Here is a 26,769-nt window from a genome sequence, read left to right on the forward strand (position 1 = left end):
TGCTACGACGTCTGCCCGGTGAAGATCAACATCCCCGAGATCCTCGTGCACCTGCGCGACGAGGACGTGCGCAGCAAGCCCACCCCCCGGGTGCCCTCCCAGATGGATTTGATGATGAAGGGCGCTTCGGTGGTGATGTCCTCGGGCACCCGGATGGGGTTGGCCGAGAAGGGTCTGCCGTTGGGGAGGGCGGTGGCGGGCAAGGATCGGGCGATTTCCTGGTTGCCCGGGATCGCCGGGGGCTGGACCGATGAGCGCGACATCCCCGCCCCGCCGAAGGAGTCTTTCCGCCATTGGTGGGCCAAGCACGCCGAGGAGACCCAGGAACGGGTGGCCGCCGACGGCGGCCCGGCCGCCGGCCCGGATGCGGGCAGTACCGCACCGGATGGGGCCGAGACCGACACCGAAGACGACGGGGGAGCACGATGAGCGAGGCAAAGACCGAGATCCTCAACCGGATCCGCGGGGCGCTGCACGACGCGCCTACCCCTGCACCGGCGCAGCGCACCTATCGCCGCGTCTCGGAGCGTGCGGCTGAGGAGGTCGTCGAGATGCTCGTGGACCGGCTGGTCGACTACAAGGCCTCGGTGCACCACGAGACCCCCGCCACCCTGCCGGGGCGGATCGAGCAGCTGCTGGGGGTCTCCGCCCGGTATGTGGTCCCGGCCGGTCTGGACACCGCCTGGTTGCCGCAGGACACCGCCACCCGCCGGATGCTGGTGGATCCCAACGACGCCCGGGCGGCCTCCGCGCTCGGGGTGCGGGAGCTCAACGCCGTGGACGCGGTGGTGACGGCCTCGACCGTCTCCTGCGCCGAGACCGGCACCATCTTCCTCACCGGCCGTCCCGACGAGGGCCGGAGGGCGATCAGCCTGGTCCCCGACCACCACATCTGCGTGGTGCCGCTGGACACGGTGGTCGAGCTGATCCCCGAGGCCCTCGCCCTGGTGGAGCCCACGGCCCCGGTCACCATGATCTCCGGGCCGTCCGCGACCTCGGACATCGAGCTCGAGCGCGTGGAGGGCGTGCACGGGCCCCGGACGCTCGACGTGATCCTACTCGGCTGACAGGCCCGGATGGCGCGTGAACCGCAGCACGCGCAGACGCACCGTCGCGGATCCGCTCGGCACCCCGGCCCCATCGCGGCCCCGAGGGCCCGGGTCTGCCCTGCCCGGGCACGGCGGCCCCTGCCGTGCCCGGCCGTTTCTCCTTCGCAGTTGACCTTGTCAGAAATTCACAACACAGCACCCACGCCTCCAGTGGAGCGTCCAGGTGCGGAACGGGTGTCAATGTTCTCCAAGATCCTGGTGGCCAATCGCGGCGAGATCGCGATCCGTGCTTTCCGTGCCGCCTACGAGCTGGGCGCCAAGACGGTGGCGGTGTTCCCGTACGAGGACCGTAACTCGATCCACCGGCAGAAGGCCGACGAGGCGTACCGGATCGGGGAGGAGGGCCACCCCGTGCGGGCCTATCTCGACGTCGAGGAGATCGTCCGGGTGGCCAAGGAGTCCGGGGCGGACGCGATCTACCCCGGCTACGGGTTTCTCTCGGAGAACCCGGACCTGGCCCGTGCCGCCGCGCGCGAGGGCATCACCTTCGTCGGCCCGCGGGCCGAGATCCTGGAGCTGGCCGGCAACAAGGTCGCGGCGCTGAAGGCGGCGAAGCGGGCGGGGATCCCGACCCTGGCCTCCACGGAGCCCTCGGCGGACCCCGAGGAGCTGCTGGCGCAGGCCGAGGGCATCGGGTTCCCCATCTTCGTGAAGGCCGTGGCCGGCGGCGGGGGCCGCGGGATGCGCCGGGTGGAGACCCCCGAGGCGCTGCCCGAGGCGCTGGCCGCCGCGATGCGCGAGGCCGACACCGCGTTCGGGGACCCCACGGTCTTCCTGGAGCAGGCCGTGCTGCGGCCCCGCCACATCGAGGTGCAGATCCTCGCCGACAACGAGGGCGGGATGGTGCACCTGTTCGAGCGCGACTGCTCCCTGCAGCGCCGGCACCAGAAAGTCGTGGAGATCGCCCCGGCGCCGAACCTCGACGAGGGGATCCGCCAGGCCCTGCACCGGGACGCGGTGAAGTTCGCCAAGGAGCTCGGGTACGTCAACGCCGGCACCGTGGAGTTCCTCGTGGACACGGCCGGGGAGCGAGCCGGGCAGCACGTGTTCATCGAGATGAACCCGCGCATCCAGGTCGAGCACACGGTCACGGAGGAGATCACCGACGTCGACCTCGTCCAGTCCCAGCTGCGCATCGCGTCCGGCGAGACCCTGGCCGATCTGGGCATCGCCCAGGACCAGCTGGCCGTGCGCGGGGCCGCCCTGCAGTGCCGGATCACCACGGAGGACCCGGCCAACGGGTTCCGCCCCGACGTCGGGAAGATCTCCGCCTACCGCTCCGCCGGCGGCGCGGGGGTGCGCCTGGACGGGGGCACCGTCTACGCCGGGGCGGAGATCTCCCCCCACTTCGACTCCATGCTGGTGAAGCTCACCTGCCGGGGCCGGGACTACGCCACCGCCGTGCACCGGTCCCAGCGTGCCCTGGCCGAGTTCCGGATCCGCGGGGTGGCCACCAACATCCAGTTCCTGCAGGCCGTGCTGGCCGACCCGGAGTTCCTCGCCGGCGACGTGGCCACCGACTTCATCGAGCGCCGCCCCGAGCTGCTCGAGGCCCGCACCTCCGGGGACCGGGCCACCAAGGCGCTGACCTGGCTGGCCGAGGTCACGGTGAACCGGCCCAACGGGGACCGGGTGGAGGGCATCGACCCGCGCACCAAGCTCCCCCACTACCCGGGCGACAAGCAGGACGAGCCGTTCCGCTCGCCCTTCGACGGACCCTCCGAGCACACCCCGCCGCCGGGGTGGCGGCAGCGGCTCGTGGAGCTCGGCCCCGAGGGGTTCGCCCGGGCCCTGCGGGAGCAGCAGGCCGTGGCGGTGACCTCGACGACGTTCCGGGACGCCCACCAGTCGCTGCTGGCCACCCGGGTGCGCACCCGGGACCTGCTGGCCGCGGCCCCGGCCTACGCCCACACGCTGCCGCAGCTGCTGTCCGTCGAGGCCTGGGGCGGGGCGACCTACGACGTCGCGCTCCGGTTCCTCGGGGAGGACCCGTGGGAGCGGCTGCGGCTGCTGCGGGAGGCGATGCCGAACATCCCGATCCAGATGCTGCTGCGCGGGCGCAACACCGTGGGCTACACCCCGTACCCGACCGAGGTGACGGACGCCTTCGTGGCCGAGGCCGCGGCGACCGGGGTGGACATCTTCCGGATCTTCGACGCCCTCAACGACGTGGAGCAGATGGCCCCGGCCATCGAGGCCGTGCGCAAGACGGGGACCGCGGTCGCCGAGGTCGCCCTGTGCTACACCGGGGACCTGCTGGACCCGGCCGAGGAGCTCTACACCCTGGACTACTACCTCGAGCTCGCCCAGCAGTGCGTCGACGCCGGCGCCCACGTGCTGGCGATCAAGGACATGGCCGGGCTGCTGCGGCCCATGGCGGCGGCGAAGCTGGTGACCGCCCTGCGGGAGCGCTTCGACCTGCCCGTGCACCTGCACACCCACGACACCGCCGGCGGGCAGCTGGCCACGCTGATGGCCGCGATCGACGCGGGCGTGGACGCGGTGGACGTGGCCGAGGCCTCGATGGCCGGCACGACCTCCCAGGTGCCCGCCTCGGCGCTGATCGCGGCCCTGGCCCACACCGACCGGGACACCGGCATCCCCCTGGAGGCCGCGACCGCCCTGGAGCCCTACTGGGAGGTCATCCGCCGGATGTACGCCCCGTTCGAGTCCGGGCTCACCGCCCCGACCGGGCGCGTGTACCGGCACGAGATCCCCGGCGGGCAGCTGTCCAACCTGCGCCAGCAGGCGATCGCGCTGGGACTGGGAGAGCGGTTCGAGGCGATCGAGGACATGTACACCGCCGCCAACGCCATGCTCGGCAGGCTGGTCAAGGTCACCCCCTCGTCGAAGGTCGTGGGCGACCTCGCCCTGCAGCTCGTGGGGATGGGCGTGGACCCGGCCGAGTTCGAGGCGAACCCGCAGAAGTTCGACATCCCGGACTCGGTGATCAGCTTCCTCGCCGGTGAGCTCGGCACGCCCCCCGGCGGGTGGCCCGAACCGTTCCGCTCCAAGGCCCTGGAGGGCCGCAACGTGCGTGTCGGGATCACGGAGCTGGCCCCGGAGGACTCGCACGCCCTGACCGGGGACCCGGCGACCCGGCGCGCCACGCTGAACCGGCTGCTGTTCGCCGGCCCGACCCGGGACTACGAGGCCAGCCGGGCGAAGTACGGCGAGCTGGCGCTGCTGCACACCCGGGACTTCCTCTACGGGCTGACCTCCGACCGGGAGCACGTGATCTCCCTCGGCAAGGGGGTGCGGCTGCTGGTGACCCTGCAGGCCATCTCGGAGCCGGACGACAAGGGCATGCGCACCGTGATGCTCACCCTCAACGGCCAGCCCCGGATGATCGAGGTCCGCGACGCCTCGATCACCTCCTCGGTGCCCGAGACCGAGAAGGCCGACCCCACGGACCGCGGCCACGTGGCCGCCCCGTTCGCCGGGGCGGTGACCGTGACGGTGGCCGAGGGCGACACCGTGGAGGCGGGCGGCCAGGTGGCCACCATCGAGGCCATGAAGATGGAGGCCTCCATCACCGCCCCCACCGGCGGCACGGTCGCCCGGGTCGCACTGACCGGGGTCACCCAGGTCACCGGTGGAGACCTGCTGCTGGTACTGCGCCCCACCAACTGAACCCTTCACAACCCCGAACCACCCCGTCCCCTGCCCCCTGCTCTGGGCCCCCTGTCCCGGCAGGAGCTGGTCGGCCCTGACCGCTGATGTTCCTGCGGCCGGCCCGGCGGGCAGAACCGATCTTCAATCCACTGGCACCCCGCCTGGGCGGCGCCCACCGAAGGAGTTCTCCTTGACCTCTGTCCTTCCTTTCACCGACATCGACCTCTCCGACCTCGAGGAGGTCGGCGGCAAGAACGCCTCTTTGGGTGAGCTGATCCGCAACCTCAGCAGCGCCGGGGTGCAGGTCCCCGGTGGCTTCGCCACCACAGCCACCGCGTTCCGCCAGTTCCTGGCCGCCGACGGCCTGGACGACCGGATCGCCCAGACCCTGGAGGGCCTGGACACCGCCGACGTGACCGCCCTGGCCGCCGCCGGTGCGCACATCCGATCGCTGATCCGCAACGCACCGCTGCCGGCCAAGCTGGAGGCCGGGATCCGGGATGCCTACGAGAAGCTGGCCGGGACCCACCCGGCAGGGGTGTCCTGGGCGGTGCGCTCCAGTGCGACAGCCGAAGACCTGCCCGACGCCTCCTTCGCCGGGCAGCAGGAGACGTACCTCAACATCCGCGGGGTGGGGAACGTGCTGGCGGCGGTCAAGGACGTCTTCGCCTCCCTCTACAACGACCGGGCGATCGCCTACCGGGTCCACCACGGCTTCGCCCACGCCGAGGTCGCGCTCTCGGCCGGGGTACAACGGATGGTGCGCTCCGACGTCGGCGCCTCGGGGGTGATGTTCACCATGGACACCGAGTCCGGGTTCACCGACGCGGTGTTCATCACCTCCTCCTACGGGCTGGGGGAGGCGGTGGTGCAGGGGGCGGTGAACCCGGACGAGTTCTACGTCTACAAACCGGCCCTGGCCGCCGGGCGGCCCGCGGTGCTCAAGCGCGGGCTCGGGGACAAGGCCCTGCAGATGACCTACACCGACTCCCAGGAGCTCGGGGAGACCGTGGGATTCGTGCCCGTGCCGGATGAGCAGCGGGGGCGGTTCAGTCTCACCGATGCGCAGGTGGAGCAGCTGGCCCGCTACGCGGTGGCGATCGAGGAGCACTACGGCCGTCCGATGGACATCGAGTGGGGCCTGGACGGCACCGACGGGAACCTTTACATCCTGCAGGCCCGTCCCGAGACCGTGGTCTCCCGCCGTGGGGCCGGGGCCGTGGCCCGCTACCGGCTCCACGAGACCGGCACGGTGGTGGCCCAGGGGCGGGCCATCGGCCAACGGATCGGGGCCGGACGGGTGCGGGTGCTGGAGTCGGTCGAGCAGATGGCTTCCTTCCAGGCCGGCGACGTGCTCGTGGCCTCGATGACCGACCCCGACTGGGAGCCGATCATGAAGAAGGCCGCCGCGATCGTCACCGACCGCGGCGGGCGCACCTGCCACGCGGCGATCATCGCCCGGGAACTGGGCATCCCCGCCGTCGTCGGCGCCGGGGACGCCAGCGAGGTGCTGGCCGAGGGTGACCCGGTGACGGTCTCCTGCGCGGAAGGCGAGGCGGGCCTGGTCTATGCGGGTCTGCTGGACTACACCGTGGAGGAGACCACCCTGGGCGCGATGCCCGAAGCACCGCTGAAAGTGATGATGAACGTCGGCACCCCCGAGCAGGCGTTCTCCTTCGCCCAGCTGCCCCACCATGGGGTGGGCCTGGCCCGGTTGGAGTTCATCATCAACCGCCAGATCGGCATCCACCCCCTGGCCCTGCTCGCCCTGCAGAACGGGTCCCCCGAGCTGGACCCCGGGGTGGCCGCCCAGATCCGGGAACGGATCGCCGCCTACCCCGGACCGCGCGAGTACTACGTCCAGCGCCTGGCCGAAGGCATCGCCACGATCGCCGCGGCCTTCGCCCCTGAGCCGGTGATCATCCGGCTCTCGGACTTCAAGTCCAACGAGTACGCCAACCTGCTGGGCGGGCCCGAGTTCGAACCGGCCGAGGAGAACCCGATGCTCGGGTTCCGCGGCGCCTCCCGCTACCTGTCCCCGGCCTTCCGGGCGGCCTTCGAGCTCGAGTGCGAGGCGATCCGATACGTCCGCTCGACCATGGGACTGAGAAACATCAAGCTCATGGTCCCCTTCGTGCGCACCCTCGACGAAGCCCAGGGTGTGATCGAGCTGCTGGCCGCCAACGGACTGCGGCGCGGGGAGGAGGGCCTGGAGATCGTGATGATGTGCGAGCTGCCGGCCAACGCCCTGCTGGCCGGGGCGTTCCTGGAGCACTTCGACGGGTTCTCCATCGGCTCCAACGACCTCACCCAGCTCACCCTGGGCCTGGACCGCGATTCCGCCCTGGTCGCCTCCTCCTTCGACGAACGCGACCCGGCGGTGAAGAAGCTGCTGGAAATGGCCATCACCGCCTGCAAGGAGCGCGGCAAGTACGTCGGGATCTGCGGCCAGGGCCCCAGCGACCACCCCGAGCTGGCCGCCTGGCTGCTGGGCCAGGGCATCGACTCCGTGTCCCTGAACCCCGACGCCGTCGTGGACACCTGGCTGGCCCTGGCCGCTACCACAGCACAGCCGGCCGTGTGAGCACCCTGGTCCTGGTGCCGCCGGCGCCAGGACCAGGGCACCAACCCCACCCCCCACCCGGACCACCGGACATCCCGACGAGAAGACAGCGGAGGCACCCGTGACCGACTCCTGCCCGGTGGCGTTCTTCGTCTCCGACAGCACCGGCATCACCGCCGAGACCCTCGGCAACACCCTCATCACCCAGTTCCCGGCCCAGCGCTTCGAACGCCACACCGTGCCCTTCCTCACCACCGCCGACCACGCCCACCAGGTTGCGGCCCGGATCACCACCGCTGCGGAAACCGGGCGCACCACCGTGGTGTTCTCCACCGTCGTGGACCCGCACCTGCGCGGCATCCTCGAGGCTGGCGCCGGGTACTTCGTGGACCTCTTCGGCTCCCACATCCACCAGCTCGAAGCCGCCCTGCACACCACCGCGAACCCTCAACCCGGCAGGGCCCACGGGCTTGGCGACGCCATCCGCTACCAGTCGCGGATGACAGCCGTCGAGTACGCCATGGAACACGACGACGGGCAATCCATCCGCGCCCTGGAACGGGCCGATCTGATCCTCATCGCCCCCTCACGCTGCGGCAAGACCCCCACCAGCATGTACCTGGCCCTGCAGCACGGCATCCGCACCGCGAACTTCCCCCTAGTCGACGAAGACTTCGCCCACCGGTCCCTGCCGGCACCCATCGCCGCCTACGCGACCAAGTGCTTCGGACTCACCTCCCAACCCCTGCGACTGAGCCAGGTCCGCCAGGAAAGACGCCCGGGCACCATCTACGCCTCCCTGCCCCAATGCACCTGGGAACTGCGCAACGCCCAGCAGATGTACGCCCTCAACGACATCCCCCACCTCAACTCAGCCTTCATGTCCGTGGAAGAAATTTCCGCCACGATCCTCCAGAGAATGGATCTCCAAGAAACCGGCACCGGCTGAGAATTCTCGGATCCACCGGAGCTGTCGATGCGGGAGCAGATGGCCGCCCATGCCCTGGGGCTGAACCTCGCCTCCCTGGTGTTCGCCATCGTGTACGCGGCCGACCACGACACCTCGGAGGCCTTGGAGGACCCGGTGGCCACGGTCCCGCACATCATCCAGGCGCAGCGGCTGCTCGGGGATCCCGACCGTCTTCTGCACGTGGTGGCCGCGGAGCTGGCGGCCCTCCAGGGCCTCTACGACGACCACCTGACCACTTTGCCCAGAGTGCAGCGGTTGAGCTCCACTCTGGTGATGAAGAACGTCGTCCAGGACCGGCCCCTGCCCCGGGACTGTAAGAACAACGGTGTGTGAGGGTCCGGCCTGATCCGAAAAGGAGACGGCCGTGTCAGAGTCCACGACCGAGATGACAGGCATGATGATCGATCCCGTGACGGGAGAGATCATCGATCAGAAGGACCTCGCCGAGCGGCTGCTCGCCCAGGCCAAGGAGCAGGGCGTGAGCCTGGTCGGGCCCGGCGGGCTGCTGAACCAGCTCACGAAGAATGTGCTGGAAACCGCCCTGGAAGCCTAGCTGACTGAGCACCTCGGGCACGACCACGGGCAGACTCCGATCGCGGCCAACATGCGCAACGGCACGAGGTCGAAGACCGTGCTGACCGAGATCGGCCCGGTCGAGATCGAGGTGCCCCGGGACCGGGACGGGTCCTTCGAGCCGGTGATCGTGCCCAAGCGCAAGCGGCGTCTGGACGGGATTGATCAGATCGTGCTCTCGCTGTCGGCCCGCGGGCTGACGACCGGTGAGATCGCGGCGCACTTCGAGGAGGTCTACGGGGCGAAGGTCTCCAAGGACACCATCAGCCGGATCACCGAGAAGGTCGCCGGCGAGCTGGCCGAGTGGTCCTCCCGCCCGCTGGACCCGCTCTATCCGGTGCTCTTCGTCGATGCGATCGTGGTGAAGGTCCGCGACGGGCAGGTGCGCAACACCCCGTTCTACGTCGTCATGGGCGTGACCGTGCACGGGGAACGCGACATCCTCGGGATCTGGGCCGGCGACGGCGCCGAGGGCGCTCGGTTCTGGCTGCAGGTGTTCTCCGAGCTGAAGAATCGGGGCGTCGAGGACGTGTTGATCGCCGTCTGTGACGGGCTCAAGGGCCTGCCGGAGGCGATCAGCACCACCTGGGCGCAGACGGTGGTTCAGCAGTGCATCGTGCACCTGATCCGCAACTCCTTCCGCTACGCCGGCCGCCAGCACCGTGACGGGATCGTCAAGGCGCTCAAACCGGTCTACACCGCGCCTTCAGAACAAGCGGCAAAGGACCGGTTCGCCGAGTTCACGGCTGAGTGGGGCCAGCGGTATCCGGCGATCGTGCAGCTGTGGGAGTCTTCCTGGGCGGAGTTCGTGCCGTTCTTGGAGTACGACGTGGAGATCCGGCGGGTGATCTGCACGACGAACGCGATCGAGTCGATCAACGCCCGTTACCGGAGGGCGGTGCGGGCCCGCGGGCACTTCCCGAACGAGCAGGCCGCACTGAAGTGCCTCTACCTCGTCACCAGGTCTCTTGATCCGACCGGCGGCGGTAGAGCACGCTGGGTGATGAGGTGGAAGCCGGCGCTGAACGCGTTCGCGATCACCTTCGCCGGACGGTTCGAGAGAACCGCTCACTGATGAAAAACCGCCGGGCCCCACACACCGTTTATCGGACAGTCCCCCTGCCCCTGTGCTCCGCCTGAGAGGCAGAGGCAGTGAGATGGTCCAGGCAATGCCTCGGTCCCCGAACGCACTATGCGCCGGGGACCGAGAGGAGTGCTGCACGCAGTGATGACGGGTCAAAGTTGGCCAGTCGGGGTGTCGGTGGGGCGGTCAGGTTTCTCGGATCAGGGTGTTGTTTTTGGTCTCGCGCATGAGGATCCCGGTGACCAGAGTGATGCCGGCGACGCCGATGAGGTAGTAGAGGAACCAGTCCTGGTGGCCGGCTTGTCCGAGTGCGGCGTTGATGTAGGGAGCGGTTCCGCCGAAGATGGCGGTCGCGAAGGAGAGCGGACCTGCGACACCGGCTGCGCGGACTTTGGTGGGGAACACCTCGGCCCAGACCGCCCCGTTGACACCGAACAGCAGCGCCAAAGCGGTCAGCGAGGCCAGCATGGCCAGCAGCAGCCGCCCGAAGCTGCCGTCGACCAGGTTGTAGATCGGAATGGTCAGGACGATGAAGGCTACGCCAAAGGCGATGACCAACGGCTTGCGGCCGATGCGGTCGCCCAGCCATCCGGCGCCCAGGACGGCGCCGAGGAAGAAGGCTTGGGCGATGAGGCTGGCCGTCAGTGCGCTGGAAGGATCCTGTCCGTGCTGAATCTGGGCGTAGGTCGGCATGTAGATCAGCCAGGTGTAGAACATGACCGAGCCTCCCGCGGAGAGCCCGAAGACGATGAGCATCGCACGCCAGTGATGCAGCAAGCCCCGCTTGGGTCCCGCCGGTGCGGCGTTGTGCTCGTCGGATCGCTGGGTCGGGGTCTGCTGGGAGGCTTCTTCGAAGGCATCGGTCTCGGTCAGCCGGCGCCGCAGGTAGAGGGCGTACAGGCCCAGGGTGCCGCCGATACCGAAAGCGATGCGCCACCCCCACTCGCCCACCTGCGCCTGGGACAGGGTGGAGGTGAGGATGAGCCCGGTGATGGTGGCCAGCATGGTGCCGAGCACGACGCTGACCCAGGACGTGCTGCCGAACAGTGCACGCCGACCGTGCGGGGCCCGCTCCACCAGGTAGGTCACGGAGGTGCCCATCTCACCGCCGTGGGCCAGGCCCTGCAGCAGCCGGGCGACGAGCAGGATCACCGAGGCGAGAAGTCCCACCGAGGCGTAGGTGGGGGCGATGGCGATGACCAGGCTGCCGAGGGCGGTGAGCATCATGGCCACGGTCAGGGCTTTGCGGCGCCCGGCACGGTCGGCGTAGGCGCCGAAGAGGATGCCGCCCAGCGGTCGGGTGACGAATCCGACGGCGAACACCGCCAGGGTTGCCAGCAGGGCCGAGGCGGGGTTGTCCGGCTGGAAGAACTGGACGGCGAAGTACGGGGCGAAGATGGAGTAGATCGTCCAGTCGTACCACTCCAGGGTGTTGCCGAAGTTGACGGCGATGAGGTCTTTGATCCGTCGGCTCTTGGTCACAGCGGTCGCACTCGAGGCCGAGGAGGACGTGGCGGGCGCCTGGGCCTGGTTCGTCTGGCTCATGCTGCTCGTCCCTCCAAGCCCATCTGGGCGTCGTGGTCGGCGCCGGGCACCCGCATCTCGAAGGTCTCCCGCACGACGGTGTAGTCGAAGTACCCGAGTCGGGCGATCGGCTCGATTTTCTGGATGTCCAGGCGTCCGTCGACGGTGATGACCGCATCGTCGATGTGCACGGTCTCCACGGTCGCGAAGATGACGTCGACCGTGCCCACGGCGGAAGCGCCGGGGATGTGGTGGGTGGAGTGGTACTTGCACTCGAACTTCACCGGGCTCTCCTGCACCATCGGCACCGGGTAGTTCTCCGCGTAGCTGCGGGTGATCCCCAGGTGGTCGAACTCGCTCTCCTCCGGGCTCAGGGCCATGGCGCTGAGGTTGACGGCTTCGCGCAGCGGGTAGGTCGCCATGTTCCACACGAACCATCCGGTGGTCTCGGCGTTGATCACGGTGTCCTTCCGGCGCCCGTCGGGGTATTGGTTGGCCGAGAACATCACCATCGGGGGGTCGAAGGTGAGGTTCTGCCACTGGCTGTACGGGGCGATGTTCTCCACCCCGTCCGTGCTCACGCTGGAGAGCCATCCGATGGGTCGGGGCACGGTGCAGCTCTTGAAAGGCGAGTAGGGCAAGGGACTTGTCTCAGTGGCCGGACGGTACTTCACGGGATCCTCCAGGTGATGGGTCTCACAGCAACACCTCGATCGTAAGGCGTATATAGGGCGTATATCAAGAGTATGTGGCTGTCTATTGTGTACTCTGGCGTCGAAAGGACGTGAAATGACGAAGGCTGATGAGGCGTACGTTCTGCTGGCCGAGATGATCGAAACGGGCCGGTTGGAGCCGGGTGCGTTCCACACGGAGGCCGGGCTGGTGGAGGAACTCGGCCTGGGTCGGACCCCGTTGCGGGAAGCGGTGCAGCGTCTTGACCGTGACCATCTGGTGCGCATCCGACCCGGTCGGGGAATCGAGATTCCGTCCAACTCGGTCGAGGAGCAGCTGCGCCGCTTGGAGGTGCGCCGGGTCACGGAGGCTCTGGCGGTGGCGTTGGCCTGTGAACGGGCGACCGTGGCGGAACTGGCCGGCATCCAGGCGTTGGCCGAGGAGCTGGAAGGCATCCAGGAGCTGGAGACCTATGTGGGGGTCGTGCGCGGTACGCATCGGATGTTGTGCGCGGCGGCGCACAACGAGTATCTGGCCGATGCGATGACCCCGTTGCAGGGCCTGTCCCGCCGGTTCTGGATGGCCCACATCCTCGACGGGGCCCGGGAGGTCACCGCGGGCAAGGAACTGCACCTGCAGCTGTTGCGGGCGATCCTGGCCCGCGATGTGGAAGCGGCGCGGGAGGCGTCGATCCAGCTCAACGACTACTTGGTCCAGTTCGCCCTGGGTGTCGCCACCCGCAACGCACGGCTGGGCAGCGCGGGATTCGCACGATAGCGACAATGCCGGTGGAGATCCCCCACGGACCGGGCATGTCCACGGGCCCGTCCCGGCCTGATGCGCAGTGGGGCGCATCAGGCCGGGCGGAAGCGGTGCTGGCCTCAGTCGGTTTCCGGGCCGCTGCAGTAGGGGCAGGCACTGTCCTCCCTGCAGGCCGGCGGCACGCCCACCAGTGATTCCGGGTGGAGCAGGGGAGTGGTCTCGGGTTCTGCCAAGGCGGTCATGGTTGTTCCTTCCGAAAATGCCCAGGGGTGTGGTGGACCCGCGACCGGGTTTCAGGTCGCAGAGGCTGCTGCTGCGGATCAGGGGTAGAGGCCGCGGGTGAGGTGGGCGTCGGCCACCCGTTGGACGGCGGTGACCGTTGCCGCTTCCCTGAGGGTGAGGTCGTGCTCCTGGCTGGAGCGCAGCAGGCCGTGCCAGGCGGTGAGCATGCGGGTCTCCAGGCGGTCGTCGACTTCTTGCTGGGACCACCAGTAGGCCTGGTTGCCCTGGACCCATTCGAAGTAGGAGACGATCACCCCGCCGGCGTTGGCGAGGATGTCGGGCACGACCAGCACGTCGGCCTCGGCGAGGATGCGGTCGGCTTCGGCGGTGGTGGGGCCGTTGGCGCCTTCGACGACGATCCGGGCCCGGACGTTCGGGGCGTTCTCGGCGGTGAGCACGCCTTCCACCGCGGCCGGCACCAGCAGGTCCACGTCCAGTTCCAGCAGGTCCTGGGGGGCCAGCGGGTCGGTGCCGGGGCAACCGACCACGCTGCCGGTCTGCCGGGTGTGGGCGGCCAGAACGTCGTGGTCGAGTCCGCTCGAGCGGTACACCGCTCCGTACTGATCGGAGACCGCCTGGACCCTCACTCCGGCTTCGGCGAGGAACTCGACCGCGCCCGCGCCGACCTTGCCGAAGCCCTGCACCGCGGCGGTGGCTCGGGCGGGGGTGATCCCGCGGTGCTCCAGGGCGGCCAGGGCGATGTGGACGACCCCTGCCGAGGTGGCTGAGGAGCGGCCCAGGGATCCACCGAGGGAGACGGGTTTGCCGGTGACGATGGCCGGGGCGGTGTAGCCGACGTTGACCGAGTAGGTGTCGGTGATCCAAGCCATGGTCTGCTCATCGGTGCCGATGTCGGGGGCGGGGATGTCCTTTTCGGGGCCGATGATCGGCAGGATCTCGGAGGTGTAGCGGCGCGTGACGCGCTCGAGCTCCCCGGCGGAGTAGTGGCGGGGGTCGATGGTGATCCCGCCCTTGGCCCCGCCGTAGGGAACATCGAGCAGGGCGCACTTCCAGGTCATCCACATCGCCAGGGCGCGAACCTCGTCCAGGTCCACGGCCGGGGAGTAGCGCAGTCCGCCCTTGGCCGGGCCGCGGGAGAAATTGTGCTGGACCCGGTAACCGCGCAGCACCTCGATCTGCCCGGTGTCGCGGCGCAGCGGGATGGACACGGTCAGCTCCCGGCGCGCGGTGGCCAGCAGCTGGTGCAGACCGGTGTCGTAGCCGAGGGTGGCGATGGCGGTGGCCAGCTGGGCCTGGGCGGTTTCCAAGGCGGAGGGTCCGACCGTGGTGAAGGGTGCGGTGTCGGTGACAGTCATGGCAGTGCTGGGTCTTCCTGTGGTGGGCGTGGCCTCGGGCTGTGTGCTGGGTGGGCGGGTCAGAGCAGCAGGCGCACGAGCGGGGTGGCGATGAGGATGGTCAGGGCCACGCGCTCGAACCAGATGATCACCAGGTGCCCCAGCGGGACCGGGATGTCGGTGGCCAGAATGGAGGGGACCAGGGCGGAGAAGAAGATAATCGCCGACACGCACACGATGGCGATGACCATGCGCAGCACCAGTGATTCCTCCCCGGCCACGATGGTGGCCGGCAGGAACATCTCGGCAATCCCGGTGGCGGAGGCCTTCCCGGCCAGCAGCGGCTCGGGCAGACCCACCACCCAGGCGAAGGGGGCGAAGAGGTAGCCGACCCAGTCGAAGACGGGGGTGTAGCGGGCCAGCACCAGCCCCAGCAGCCCGATGGAGAGAATCGAGGGGAGGATGGCCATGGCCATCTTGAACCCGTCACGGACGTTCTCGGCGATGTTGCGCCCCAGCGAGGGGGCCGCGTGCAGGGTGGTGCGGGCCTCAGACCAGGCGTAGCGGAAGCGGTTGCCGGTGACCTTCTCCTCGGGCTGGTGCTCCACGCCGGGGAAGGGGGTGTCCGGGATACGGCTCAGGGGTGGGATGCGCACGGTGATGGCGGTGACGATGAAGGTCACGACCAGCGCCAGCCAGAAGTACATCAGCCAGTGCTCCATCAGGCCCAGGGTCTTGGCGACGATGACCATGAAGCTGGCCGAGACCGTGGAGAAACCGGTGGCGATGATCGCCGCCTCCCGGCTGGTGTAGCGGCCCTCACGGTAGACCCGGTTGGTCAGCAGCAGGGCCAGGGAGTAGCTGCCCACGAAGGAGGCCACCGCGTCGATCGCTGAGCGTCCCGGGGTGCGCCACAGCGGGCGCATGACGGGCTGGAGGAAGACCCCGACGAACTCCATCAGCCCGTAGCCGATGAGCAGGGCCAGGAAGATCGCTCCGATGGGCACGATCAGTCCCACCGGGATGACCAAGGCGTTGAAGAGGAAGGGCCCCATGTCCTCGGCCATCAACCAGGCCGGGCCGGTCCCGGTCACCAGGGCCACACCCACGGCGAGCCCGACCACGTTGAGCAGCGCGAACACGGTGCGCAGCCGGGAAGCCCGCCAGGCGCCGGTGACGAAGGGCAGCACGGCACCGGCCAGGATCAGCGCCAGGGCGTAGTAGGGCACGTAGTCCGCGGCGTTGTCCCGCAGCCAGGAGACCACATGGTCCAGGGGGATGGTGCTCTTCTCGCCCACGGTGATGGGCACGAAGAACATGAAGACGCCGATGGCGCTGTAGAGCACGAAGCGCAGCAGATCCGCGGCCGTGGTCCGATGGGCCTGAGCAGTGGTGGCCATGTCAGTATCCGTTTCAAAGGAAGAAGGAGGAAGGCGGTCAGCGTCGTGATGGACGGCTCGGGATCAGAGCAGGCGGTGGCCGGCCCGCCACACCGCGTGGGTGAGGGGCATGCCGGGGCGGTAGGCCAGGTAGATCGCCGCGGGGGCGTCGAGGACGTGCAGGTCGGCGCGGTGCCCGGGGGTGATGCGCCCCACCGGCAGCTCGTCACCGGTGGCTTTGGGCCGGGTGCCGGCGGCAAGGGATTCCTGGTCCCGGCGCAGAGCCCTGGCCCCGCCGAGGGTGGCGGCGGTGACCGCCTCCTCGATGGACAGCCCCATCTGCAGCACAGCCGTGGCCACGCAGAAGTTCATCGAGGTCGTGTAGGAGGTCCCCGGGTTGCAATTGGAGGCAATCGCCACCCTCGCCCCGGCATCGAGCAGTTGACGGGCCGGGGCCAACGGGGCGCGGGTGGAGAGGTCGCAGGCCGGCAAGACAGTTGCCACCGTCTCGTGCCCGGCCCGGGTACCGCCCGCCGATCCGGCACCAGAGGAGGCCAGGGCGTCGATGTCGCGGTCGGTGAGGTGGTTGCAGTGATCCACCGAGGCCGCCCCCAGCTCCACCGCCAAGGCCACGCCCTCGCCCGGGCCCAGCTGGTTGCCGTGCACCCGCAGCCCCAGCCCCGCCTGAGCACAGGCGGTGAGCACCCGCCGGGACTGCTCGGCGGTGAACGCGCCCTCCTCGCAGAACACGTCCGCCCACCGGGCGTGCGGGGCGACCGCGGCCAGCATCGGCCCGCAGACTTCCTCCACATAATCTTCGGCGTCGAGGCCGGCCGGGACGAGATGGGCCCCGAGAAAAGTTACGTCCTCCACGTGGGCTGCCGCGATCCGCGCGCTGCGCTGTTCGTCGGCAACCGTGAGCCCGTATCCGGTCTTGGTCTCCAGGTAGGTGGTGCCCCCGGCGGTGGCCTCCCGCACCCGGGAGGCCACCAGGGCATCGAGGCGGGTGTCCTCAGCGGCCCGGGTGGCGGCGGTGGTCACCCCGATGCCCCCGGCCGCGTAGGGTTCGCCGGCCATCCGCGCGGCGAACTCCCCCGAGCGGTCCCCGTCGAAGACCAGGTGCATGTGGGAGTCCACCCACCCGGGCAGCACCGCCCGCCCGCCGAGGTCGACAGCGGTGTCGGCCGCCGGTGCCCCGCCTGCGGCACCGACCCACACGATGCGCTCACCGTCGATGACCACCGCCGCGTCCCGAAGGGTGCCCAGCTCCTCGTCGACCGTCACCAGCTCGGCGATGCCGGTGATCAGCTGCGCGCCACCGGCGTCCGAGATCACCGGTTCTCCTGCATGGGAACGCGCACCCCACGCTCCTGGGCAACCTCGAGGGCCCGCTCGTAGCCGGCGTCGGCGTGGCGGATCACGCCCATGCCCGGGTCATTGGTGAGCAACCGCTCCAGCTTCTGGGCGGCCAGCTCGGTGCCATCGGCCACCGAGACCTGCCCGGCGTGGATGGAGCGGCCGATCCCCACGCCGCCGCCGTGGTGGATGGACACCCAGGTGGCACCGGAGGAGGCGGCGGTCAGCGCATTGAGCAGCGGCCAGTCGGCGATCGCGTCGGAGCCGTCCTTCATCGACTCGGTCTCCCGGTAGGGGGAGGCCACCGACCCGGAATCCAGGTGGTCACGGCCGATGACGATCGGGGCGGAGATCTTGCCCTCGGCCACCAGCTCGTTGAACTTCAGGGCCGCCTTGTGGCGTTCCCCGTAGCCGAGCCAGCAGATCCGGGCGGGCAGGCCCTCGAACTCGACGTGCTCCTGAGCGGCGTCGATCCACTGGTGCAGGTGCTCGTTGTCGGGGAACAGTTCCTTGATCGCCGCGTCGGTGACCTCGATGTCCTTCGGGTCCCCGGACAGGGCAACCCACCGGAACGGGCCCAGACCCTCGCAGAACAGCGGCCGGATGTAGGCCGGCACGAACCCGGGGAACTCGAAGGCGCGGGAGTAGCCGGCCAGCCGGGCCTCGTCGCGGATGGAGTTGCCGTAGTCGAAGACCTCCGCCCCGGCGTCCTGGAACTCCACCATCGCCTGGACCTGGGCGGCCATGGACTCCCGGGACTTCTTCGTGAACCCCTCCGCATCGGCGGCAGCCTCGGCCTCCCACTGCTCCACCATGTACTCGGCCGGCAGGTAGGACAGCGGATCGTGGGCGGACGTCTGGTCCGTGACGATGTCCACCGTCAGCTCCCCGGCCCGGTGGCGAGCCAGCAGCTCCGGGAAGACCTCCGCGGCGTTGCCCACATAACCCACCGACAGGCCCCGCCGTTCGGCCTTGGCCTCGTTCACCTTGCGCAGGGCCGTGGCGAGGTCGGTCTCGACCTCGTCGAGGTAGCGCTTGGCCTGCCGGCGACGCAGCCGGGTCTCGTCCACGTCCACGATCAGGCACGCCCCGCCATTGAGGGTCACCGCCAGCGGCTGGGCCCCGCCCATGCCCCCGCACCCACCGGTCAGCGTCAGCGTCCCGGCCAGGGTGGGCTCGGTAAGCCGGCCGTCCTCGTGCATCTTCCGCGCCACGGCGTAGAACGTCTCATAGGTGCCCTGCAGGATCCCCTGGGTCGCAATGTAGATCCAGGACCCGGCGGTCATCTGCCCGTACATGGTCAGCCCCTCGGCCTCCAGGCGGCGGAACTCGGGCCAGTTCGCCCAGTCCCCGACCAGGTTGGAGTTGGCGATCAGCACCCGCGGGGCCCACTCATGGGTGCGGAACACCCCCACAGGCTTGCCCGACTGCACCAACAGCGTCTCGTCGTCCTCCAAGGACTCCAGGGTGCGGCTGATCGCGTCGAAGGCCTCCCAGTTGCGCGCGGCCTTGCCGGTACCGCCGTAGACGACCAGGTCTTCGGGTCGCTCGGCGACCTCGGGGTCCAGGTTGTTGTGCAGCATGCGCAACGGCGCCTCGGTCTGCCAGCTCTTCGCGGTCAGCTCGGTGCCGCGGGCGGCGCGCACGGTGCGGGTGACGGACGGGGACATGGTGACCTCCAAGGTGCAGAACGGTGCTCGAGAATCCGAGAATGAGGAGTGGTCGTGACCGCAGTCACAAGCTCTGCCTTCATCAAACCGTTCAGCACCAGGGCCCCACTACGGCTTTCCGCAGGTTGTGTCTGGTATGTCAGACACCAGGGTCAGGGGTGGTGGCCCCGGTGCCGTACAAGCGCCGTGAGAGCTCGTTGGCGGTCTGGTGCATGGCGCCCAGGATCTGCGCCCATCGGTCCTCGGGAACTCGGTGGGTCATGAAGGTGACCGTGATGGCTGCCGCCGGCCAGCCCGTGTGGTCCCGGGCCACGACGGCCAGGGAGCTGAAGTCCTCGGTCACCTCGTCCTGCTCCAGGGCGTAGCCCAGTCGCTGGACCTGCCCCAGGGCCTCTTTGAGGGCTCCGTAGGAGGTGATGGGGTTCTTGCCGGTGCGGGTGGGAAAAGTTTGTGGACCGGCATAGAGGGCACGAACCTGTGCCGGCGGGAGGGCGGCCATCAGAGCCCTGCCCGTGGCGGTGAGATGGGCCGGCAGGCGCACTCCGACGTCAGTGGCCAAAGAGGGGCGGTAGCGGGCGCGTTCCTCCACGAGGTAGACCACGTCTTGCCCTTGCAGCACCCCCAGGTGCGCGCTCTCCCCGAGGCGGTCCACCAGTGAGGCCAACAAGGGCCGCCCCAATCGGGCCAACGGCTCCTGGCGCTCGAAGGCGTAACTGAGCTCGAAAGCGCTGACACCCAACCCGTAGAGCTTCTCCTCCACCAGGTGCAAAACGAAGCCGTTGCGTTCCAGGACCGCCAGCAGGTGATAGACACTCGAGCGCGGCAGCTCCAGGGCCGCGGCAATCGCACCTGCCCCCACCGGTCCCCGCCGGGAGGCCAGGTACTGCAGGATCCGCAAAGTGTTCTCCGCCGCGGGAACTTTCGACGAGCTCATCGCGCCACCTCTCCGGCCATCGACCACCCAGCCCACGAATCGGTCTGAGATCCCAGACCCATTGTGCGTCGGGGCGTGGCATTCCCCCAGCGCATCCGTTGGAGTGGTACCCACAGTCCTTTTATCAGTCAGGAGAACCCGTGGAGCTTTCCTCCCCCCACCCTGCCGCACCCGCCTCCCGGTGGACGGGTCGCACCGACGGCACCGGCCCACAGCACCGTCGCTGGCATCAGGCCGTGCACCTGCAGGAGGAGCTCGCCACTGCTTCCCAGTACGTCCCGCAGGAGCCACGGGAGGGTATCGCCGTCGTGGGCTTCTGCAGCGACGAGGGGGTGCGCCGCAACCACGGGCGCCCCGGCGCGGCCAGCGGCCCCGCAGCGCTGCGGAATGCACTGGGTCCCCTGGCGCTGCACGAAGACTTTTCCGTCCTCGACGCCGGAGACGTCACAGTGGACGGGAATGACCTCGAGGGGGGCCAGCGACGTCTGGGTGCGGCGACCGCCGAGCTGCTGAACCAGCACTCACTCACGATCGTGCTCGGGGGAGGACACGAAACCGCCTACGGCAGCTACCTCGGCATGGCCGGCTCCCACCGGGTGGCCGAAGAACAGCGAGTGGGCATCTTGAATCTCGACGCCCACTTCGACCTGCGAAACGCCCCCCAGCCCACCTCGGGCACACCGTTCCGCCAAATCGCCGAGAGCGAGCACAACGCCGGTCGCCCCTTCCGCTACGCCGTGGTCGGCATCAGCCGGCCAAACAACACCCGGGCACTCTTCGACACGGCGGCTGACCTCGGGGTCGAGCATCTGCTCGATGAGCAGTGCGCGACTCACACCGGCCGGGTGTCCGAATTCGTCGAAAAGTTCCTGGCCCAAATCGACGTGCTCCACCTGAGCATCGACCTCGATGTTCTCCCCGCCGCGGTAGCCCCAGGAGTCAGTGCCCCGGCCAGCTTCGGGGTACCGCTGGACGTCATCAACGCCATCTGCCACCAGGTCGCCGCCAGCGGAAAGCTCGCACTGATGGACGTCGTCGAACTCAATCCCACCTACGACATCGACAACCGCACGGCCCGCACCGCGGCCCGACTGATCACCACAGTCGCCCATAACGCAGCAGAACACCACAGATAAGGTGAAAGTCCCACCTGCGAAAACACCAATAAGACACCACTTTTAGGTCCCGGTAGAAGGGAAGGAGGGCGCCCGTCATGACTTTACATATGGCCGGCTACCGGACACCTTCCACGAAGGTGGCCTCGTAGTAGGGGTTCCCACGCGGGCATCGGTGGTGGTCCCCAAGAGCAGCCTGATCCGCTTCAACATTCAGGGGTGGTCCCGCCCGTCGGGCGCCACTGTGGTGTCGAGCAGCTGGAGCAGGATGTCCAGGGCCCAGGTGAGTTGGAGGTCTGTGGGGGCGCCGTAGCCGATGACGAGCCCGTTCTCGGATGGCCGGTGGGCGTAGTAGGGGGTCAGGGAGACGACCCGCACGCCGTGGGCCAGCGCCCTCGCGGCCACGTCCTCGGCGTCGACCCGTGCGGGGAGGCGGAGGACGGCGTGGAGGCCTCCCTCCAGGGCGTCGAGTTCGAGCTCGGGCCGGTTAGCGAGCCGGTCCAGCAGCAGGGCGCGGCGGTGGCTGTAGGCCCGGCGTGCTCTGGCGGTGTGCCGGGCCAGTCCGCCGTCGTCGATGTAGTGGGCCAGCGCGGACTGCAGGACACCGCACACGGGGGTGTCCAGGCTGGCGCGGGTCTCCTTCAACAGCTCTCCTGCAGCACCGCGGACCACGAGGTAGCCGCAGCGCAGCCAGGGGCTCAGGGTCTTCGAGAAGGAGCCGAGCAGGGCCACCTCGGCTTGAGAGGGCAGGGACGCGGTGGCCGGCAGCGGCATTCGTTGGTGGCGGAACTCGCTGTCGTAGTCGTCCTCGAGAACGACGACGCGGTGCTCGGCGGCCCACTCCAGCAGAGCGAGCCGTTCTTGCACCGGCATTCGCCCGCCCAGGGGGTACTGGTGGCTGGGGGTGATCAGCACCGCGTCCGGAACGGGGTCCAGTGTGGTGAGCTGGGCGGCGCGCAATCCGTCCGGGCCCACGGGCAGGGTCTGGACCTGGGCGCCGGCGGTGGTGAGGACCCGGCGGGCGGTGGGGTATCCCGGGTCTTCCACCAGCACCCGGGGCGTTGGTGAGCGGGTTCGCAGGGCGGTGACGATCAGCTGCAGTGCGTCACTGGTGCCGGCGGTGACGATGACGTCCTCGGGGTCCACGGCCAGTCCCCGGGCCGTGGCGAGATGGCCGGCGATGGCCGCCCGCAGCCGGGTGGTCCCCAGCGCCGGCGGCAGGTCGACGTGGCCGGGTTCGGCCAGGGCTGCCCGCCAGGCGGTGCGCCAGGAGCGGTCGGTGAAAGGGGTGTCCGAGGGGCGTCCCGGGGTGAGGTCGATGACCGGGTGGGACGGTTCTTCGCGGGGGCGAGGCGGAGTGGTGCGCGCCGGTGACCGCACGTCGGCCCGCACTGCGACGCGGGTGCCTTCCGCGCCGTGGCCTTCGAGGTAGCCCTCCCCGGTGAGCTGTTCGTAGGCGCGCACGACCACCCCGCGCGAGACGCCCAGATCGGCGGCGAGCCGGCGGGAGGAGGGCAGATGGTGTGGGGCTCCCACCGTGCCCTCGAGGATGGCCCGGCGCAGTTGAGCGGCCACCTGGGCGGCCAGGGGTGTCGGGCTGTTGCGGTCCACGGTGAGGGGCAGCTCGGCGACAGCCATTCTTGGTCTCCTTCGTCCAAGCGTTCTTGGATCTAGGTTAGGACCAATCGGCTTGCCAGCATGGGTTCCATCCGATCGACGATTCCTCGGTACCGGTAGTGGTGCTGCCCGGGGTGAACGAAAGAGAGTATCCACATGCTTGACGGGCTCTGCGCCTTCCCCCTGACCCCGCTGTCCGAGACGGGTGTCGACGAGACGGCCCTGACTGGTCTCATCTCGCGCCTCGTCGAGGCGGGCGTGGACTCCATCGGGGTGCTGGGCTCGACCGGGCTCTATCCGTACCTGGACCGTGCCGAACGATCTACGGTGCTGGAGGCGGCGGTCGCCGCCGCTGCCGGCACACCGGTGATCGCCGGGATCGGGGCGCTGCGCACCCGCGAGGTCCTCACCTACGCCCAGGACGCCCAGACGGCGGGTGCGGCCGGGGTGCTGCTGGCCCCGGTCTCCTACCACCGCCTGAGCGAGGAGGAGGTCTACGGGCTCTACCGCGATGTCACCTCCGCGGTCTCACTGCCGGTGATCATCTACGACAACCCCGGCACCACCGGGTTCACCTTCACCGACGAGCTCTACACCCGCCTCGTGCAACTGCCGAACATCACCGGGATCAAGATCCCACCCCCTGACCCAGACGTGGCGCACCGGGTCACCGCGCTGCGATCAGGTCTGCCCGGCAGCGTCTCGGTGGGCATCAGCGGCGACTGGGTGGCCGCCGAAGCGCTGCTGGCCGGAGCCGACTGCTGGTACTCCGTGATCGGCGGGGTGTTCCCCACCACCGCCCAGGCGATCGTGGACGCCACCATCGCCGGCCACCCGGAGCACGCCCAAGCCCTCTCCCAAGGCCTGGAACCGATCTGGGCGCTGTTCCGGCGCTACGGCAGCCTGCGGGTGATGGCCGCCATCGCCGAAACCTTCGGATGGGTGGCCGCCCCCAGCCTGCCCCGCCCGCTGCTCGGACTGTCCCCACAGGCCCGCACCGAGCTCGAAGCGGCCCTGCAAGCCACTGGCTTGGCCGGGTGAGACCATGCACCACCCGTCCGCCTCCGGGCCCGTCCCACAGCCTCGGTCCGGGACGTCCCCCGCACAGCAGGCCCGACCGCGCCCCACCACCGGCCGGCCGGGCACACCGGCAGCAACTGTCTCCGGGGGCCTGCCCCGCTACGTGGCCGCGGCGACCCTGGCCCGCACCGCCGACGGGGGAGCGGTGCTGGCGATCGTGCTGCTGGTGACCACCAGCGGAGCCCCGGGCTGGCTGGCCGGTCTGCTGGGGGCGGCCATCACCGCCCCGCACCTGCTGGGCCCGTTCATCGCCCGCCGCCTGGACACCGCCCGCGACGGGCGCACCGTCATCGCCGGCGCCTGCCTCCTCCACGGCGCCACCCTGGCTGCGGCCGTGCTGCTCTACCCGCTCACCAGCCCGATCGTGCCCGGGCTGCTGCTGGTGGCCTCCGGGCTGGTCGGGCCGCTGCTCACCGGGGGCATCAGCAGCCGCCTGCCCGCCATCGCGGGAGAAGACCGACTCAGTCAGCGCCGGGCCCAGGGCTGGGACGTGGCCACCTACGGCATCGCCGGAACCATCGGCCCCAGCATCGTCGCGGCCGTCGCGGCCTGGGCCGACCCCGCAGCCGCCGGGCTCATGCTCGCCGCTGCCGTCTTCGTGGCCGCAGCCTTCGTGCGGCTGCTGCCCTATGCCCCACCGGCCGCCCACCCGGGCGAGGTACCCTCACCCGGGCGCACCCTGGGGATGATGGCGGCCTCCGGTCCGCTGCGCCGCACCCTCTATCTGACGATGGTCGTCGCGCTGTCCGTGGCCGCACTGCCCATCGCAGCGGTCGCCTCCACCGGGCACCTGCGCATCGACTCCGCCGCCGCCGGACTCCTCACCGCCGCCTACGGGCTGGGAGGCCTCGCCGGATCCGCCGGGGTGATGGTGCGCCCCTTCACCGCGGACGCGGACCGACTGATGACCTGGCTGGCCGTGGCCGTAGCCGGCGCCCTGATCGGCGCCACCCTAGCCCACACTTTCACCCTGGCCCTGGCCACCTACGCGGTGGCCGGTATCCTCAACTCCTACTTCTTCGCCGCCACCCTGGCAGCCCGCAGCGAATACGCCCCCCGCCAAGCCCGCGGCCAGGTGTTCGTGTGGATCGGCGCGCTCAAGATCACCGCAGGCTCCGCCGGTACCGCTCTGGCCGGGGTTCTCGTCACCGGCGCCGCACCGCTGCCCTTGGCATTGGCCGCGACCCTCATCGCCGTGGCCGTGACAGCCTCCATGATCGACCGCCGCCTCGAGCGCACCCCAGGAACCGGCTGAGCGATGAAGCCGCCCCCGCGCGATCGTTCATCCGCTGGCCGAAGTACCGCTCACCAACCGTCGCGCACCTCTCCATAGAGAACGCGTAGGCCAGCAGCAGGTACCCGACGACCGGATGGGCGCCCGCCCAGCCCTGCGGCCCGGACGCAGCGGACCTGCCGGACCCGTGCGGTGGCCCCGCGCCCTCCGAAGCACGTGTCATGGTCCACCTCCGCAGCAGACGCGGCCGGTGCCGGCCCCCGGACGCCGGACCGGCCGGTGTGGGACGCCAGCATAGTGCCCCCGCCGTGGACGGCACGGTCCGTGACGCGACGGCCGTCCGCACGCCAATCCTGGTGATCGTCGCGTCTCCCACGGGTGGCAGCGACAGCAGCGGACGTCGCGCGGAGAGAAGCGGAGAGAAGTCGTGCGGCGATGTCGATGCCGGCCGGCAGCCCGCGCCAGGACAGCGGAGCTCGGACTGTGGCCCGCAGACTTCGATCCCGTGCCCTCCGGTCTCGCGAGCTGGGGATTCCGACGCCCGCTGCGTGGAGCACCATCGGCGGTGATCACTCGTGCGACATCCACGCTTTCAGGACACCGAAGCGCGAGCGCCGCGGCGGACGGCCTCGAACGCCACCGCCGAGATCGCGTTGGGAACCCAGTAGGGCCAGGGCAGAGCCGGCACGAGGCCCAGCACCCAAGCCTGTGCCCAGCGCAGGGCCCCGGAGATCCGGCGCAGACGCAGCAGCTGATAGCCCACAACGGCCTCGAACACGACGGTGGCGGTGACGACGACCGGGGCAACCGGTTCCATCGCGCCCAGCACCGACCGATAGGGCGGCAACCAGGCACTGTCGTGGAACCAGCTCATCAACCGGTGGGAGCGGCGCACGGTGTACACCGCGTTCAGCGCCGCGGAGCCGGCGAAATAGATCCCCACCGCCCGGGTGGCCAGGGCCCACCCTCCGCCGGTGTCCCGGCCCCGGTCGGAGCGCCGGCGTGCGGCACCAGCGCGGCGGTCTCGGTCTGCCCCAACGCCCATGACAGTGTCCTCCTGTTCGCCCCCTGCCTGGTCATCGACGGACGCCTGCGGAGGTCCCCCACATCGGGCGTCGCAGTCGACGTCCGGTGAGACGCATTCCACCACGGGCCTCGAACGTGCACCACCGCAGCCGTCACTGTGACGAGGAGGGCATCCTCGGCCCTCCAACACCTCGGTGGGGAGCACTGCCGGCCGTTCTTCACCGTTGACGAGAGACCCGAACCCGGGTCATCGTCAGGTGCGTTCCTCCACCGGTCCACGTCCCACCAACCCACGCACAGAGACCGTGCTGTCCTTCCGCGGGATGTGCCTGTACCGACGGCCCCGGATCATGCCGTATCCGGGGCGGGGGCGAGGAGTACCAGGGTGCCCACGACGTCCCCGCTCTCCAGCATCGTGTGCGCCCGGGCCGCCTCGGGCAGCGGGAGGCGGTCGGCGATCACCGGGCGGATGCGCCCGGCCTCGAGCAGCTCGTAGAGGGTGGCCCAGGCCGCCGGCGGCGGGCGGCGGTCCAGCCGCCACGACGTCGTGCCGTACAGACGGATCCTCCTGCCGCCCGGGAGCAGGCGGCGCCCGGCCGCCCGGCCGATCAGGAGCAGCGTTGCGGCGGGGCCACCGGGGTTGGCGCAGGTGACGAGCACGCCCCCCTGTCTACGCGCCGACGCACAGCACGAGTCGCGTGCACCCGGGGGCAGTCCCGGTCGACGGGTCCGACGCGGTCGGTGCTGGGGCAGGAGAACACCGGACTGCTCCGCACGGGGTAGGGAGCGATGCCTGACCCGACCCCGACGGGCAGGCCGGGACACCCCGACCGGGCCCGCCCCGGGGGCGCCGAGGCGCACCACGAGCCCTCGCCGCCGCAGAGAGCGCGGCCACCGGAATCCCATGGT

19 protein-coding genes and 2 pseudogenes are annotated in these 26,769 nt (G+C 69.9%); 11 read left to right on the forward strand and 10 right to left on the reverse strand.

Annotated elements, in window-relative coordinates; translation table 11 throughout:
• The 7 genes and pseudogenes from AVL61_RS06575 to AVL61_RS06605 form a co-directional block, all read left to right on the forward strand.
• Positions 1–429, forward strand: a pseudogene (locus AVL61_RS06575) ((4Fe-4S)-binding protein); the annotation flags it as partial.
• Positions 426–1,067: a LutC/YkgG family protein gene (locus AVL61_RS06580; protein ID WP_058873569.1), complete on the forward strand. Its 642-nt coding sequence runs from the start codon at positions 426–428 to the stop codon at positions 1,065–1,067. The pseudogene AVL61_RS06575 and the gene AVL61_RS06580, both read left to right, overlap by 4 nt.
• A gap of 222 nt (positions 1,068–1,289) precedes the next feature.
• Entirely contained in the window at positions 1,290–4,742 is a 3,453-nt protein-coding gene (locus AVL61_RS06585) for a pyruvate carboxylase (protein ID WP_058873570.1), read from the forward strand.
• Positions 4,743–4,914: 172 nt separating this feature from the next.
• On the forward strand, positions 4,915–7,308 hold the full coding sequence (ppsA, locus tag AVL61_RS06590; RefSeq protein ID WP_058873571.1) for a phosphoenolpyruvate synthase: 2,394 nt from the start codon (positions 4,915–4,917) through the stop codon (positions 7,306–7,308).
• Between the two features lie 100 nt (positions 7,309–7,408).
• Entirely contained in the window at positions 7,409–8,236 is an 828-nt protein-coding gene (locus AVL61_RS06595; protein WP_047804236.1) for a pyruvate, water dikinase regulatory protein, read from the forward strand.
• A 27-nt stretch (positions 8,237–8,263) separates the two neighbouring features.
• Entirely contained in the window at positions 8,264–8,590 is a 327-nt protein-coding gene (locus AVL61_RS06600; RefSeq protein ID WP_058873572.1) for an Lrp/AsnC ligand binding domain-containing protein, read from the forward strand.
• 64 nt (positions 8,591–8,654) lie between these two features.
• Positions 8,655–9,905 (forward strand): annotated as a pseudogene (locus tag AVL61_RS06605) (IS256 family transposase).
• 195 nt (positions 9,906–10,100) lie between these two features.
• Here AVL61_RS06605 and AVL61_RS06610 read toward each other — a convergent pair.
• Both AVL61_RS06610 and AVL61_RS06615 read right to left on the reverse strand, forming a co-directional pair.
• Positions 10,101–11,459, reverse strand: a complete 1,359-nt coding sequence (locus AVL61_RS06610) for an MFS transporter (protein WP_082697011.1) — start codon at positions 11,457–11,459, stop codon at positions 10,101–10,103.
• Positions 11,456–12,112, reverse strand: a complete 657-nt coding sequence (locus AVL61_RS06615) for a flavin reductase family protein (RefSeq protein ID WP_058873573.1) — start codon at positions 12,110–12,112, stop codon at positions 11,456–11,458. Before AVL61_RS06615 ends, AVL61_RS06610 begins: the two co-directional genes overlap by 4 nt.
• A 115-nt stretch (positions 12,113–12,227) precedes the next feature.
• On the opposite strand from AVL61_RS06615, the gene AVL61_RS06620 reads away from it, so the two are divergent.
• On the forward strand, positions 12,228–12,887 hold the full coding sequence (locus tag AVL61_RS06620; protein ID WP_047804233.1) for a GntR family transcriptional regulator: 660 nt from the start codon (positions 12,228–12,230) through the stop codon (positions 12,885–12,887).
• Positions 12,888–13,192: 305 nt separating this feature from the next.
• On the opposite strand, the gene AVL61_RS06625 is transcribed toward AVL61_RS06620, so the two are convergent.
• The 5 genes from AVL61_RS06625 to AVL61_RS06645 all read right to left on the reverse strand — a co-directional run bounded on the left by AVL61_RS06625 (position 13,193) and on the right by AVL61_RS06645 (position 19,788).
• A complete protein-coding gene (locus tag AVL61_RS06625) occupies positions 13,193–14,470 on the reverse strand; it encodes a Glu/Leu/Phe/Val family dehydrogenase (protein ID WP_058873574.1) in 1,278 nt (425 codons plus the stop codon).
• Positions 14,471–14,529: 59 nt separating this feature from the next.
• Positions 14,530–15,849, reverse strand: a complete 1,320-nt coding sequence (locus tag AVL61_RS06630; protein WP_058873575.1) for a YjiH family protein — start codon at positions 15,847–15,849, stop codon at positions 14,530–14,532.
• A gap of 63 nt (positions 15,850–15,912) precedes the next feature.
• Positions 15,913–17,163, reverse strand: a complete 1,251-nt coding sequence (locus AVL61_RS06635; RefSeq protein WP_231738309.1) for an amidohydrolase family protein — start codon at positions 17,161–17,163, stop codon at positions 15,913–15,915.
• Positions 17,160–18,854 carry a urocanate hydratase gene (locus tag AVL61_RS06640; protein WP_058873576.1) on the reverse strand — a complete coding sequence of 565 codons (1,695 nt, stop codon included), beginning with the start codon at positions 18,852–18,854 and terminating at the stop codon, positions 17,160–17,162. The genes AVL61_RS06635 and AVL61_RS06640 overlap by 4 nt, the downstream gene beginning before the upstream one ends.
• A gap of 139 nt (positions 18,855–18,993) precedes the next feature.
• Positions 18,994–19,788 (reverse strand): IclR family transcriptional regulator, encoded by a 795-nt coding sequence (locus tag AVL61_RS06645; RefSeq protein WP_058873577.1) that lies wholly within the window; start codon positions 19,786–19,788, stop codon positions 18,994–18,996.
• 140 nt (positions 19,789–19,928) lie between these two features.
• Here AVL61_RS06645 and hutG point away from each other — a divergent pair, with 140 nt between their 5' ends.
• Entirely contained in the window at positions 19,929–20,924 is a 996-nt protein-coding gene (gene hutG, locus AVL61_RS06650) for a formimidoylglutamase (protein ID WP_058873578.1), read from the forward strand.
• A gap of 192 nt (positions 20,925–21,116) precedes the next feature.
• On the opposite strand, the gene pdxR is transcribed toward hutG, so the two are convergent.
• On the reverse strand, positions 21,117–22,541 hold the full coding sequence (gene pdxR, locus AVL61_RS06655) for a MocR-like pyridoxine biosynthesis transcription factor PdxR (RefSeq protein ID WP_058873579.1): 1,425 nt from the start codon (positions 22,539–22,541) through the stop codon (positions 21,117–21,119).
• Between the two features lie 135 nt (positions 22,542–22,676).
• Here pdxR and AVL61_RS06660 point away from each other — a divergent pair, with 135 nt between their 5' ends.
• Together AVL61_RS06660 and AVL61_RS06665 are read left to right on the forward strand one after the other, a co-directional pair.
• Complete coding sequence (locus AVL61_RS06660) at positions 22,677–23,561, forward strand: dihydrodipicolinate synthase family protein (RefSeq protein ID WP_058873580.1); 885 nt, start codon at positions 22,677–22,679, stop codon at positions 23,559–23,561.
• A 4-nt stretch (positions 23,562–23,565) separates the two neighbouring features.
• Complete coding sequence (locus AVL61_RS06665; protein WP_231738310.1) at positions 23,566–24,855, forward strand: MFS transporter; 1,290 nt, start codon at positions 23,566–23,568, stop codon at positions 24,853–24,855.
• A 571-nt stretch (positions 24,856–25,426) separates the two neighbouring features.
• Here AVL61_RS06665 and AVL61_RS06670 read toward each other — a convergent pair.
• Positions 25,427–25,879: a hypothetical protein gene (locus AVL61_RS06670; protein WP_058873581.1), complete on the reverse strand. Its 453-nt coding sequence runs from the start codon at positions 25,877–25,879 to the stop codon at positions 25,427–25,429.
• Between the two features lie 329 nt (positions 25,880–26,208).
• Positions 26,209–26,520: a zinc-binding dehydrogenase gene (locus tag AVL61_RS18705; protein WP_058873582.1), complete on the reverse strand. Its 312-nt coding sequence runs from the start codon at positions 26,518–26,520 to the stop codon at positions 26,209–26,211.
• Between the last annotated feature and the right edge of the window lie 249 nt (positions 26,521–26,769).

The organism is Kocuria rosea subsp. polaris (assembly GCF_001483755.1).
GTDB classification, from domain to species: Bacteria; Actinomycetota; Actinomycetes; order Actinomycetales; family Micrococcaceae; genus Kocuria; species Kocuria cellulosilytica.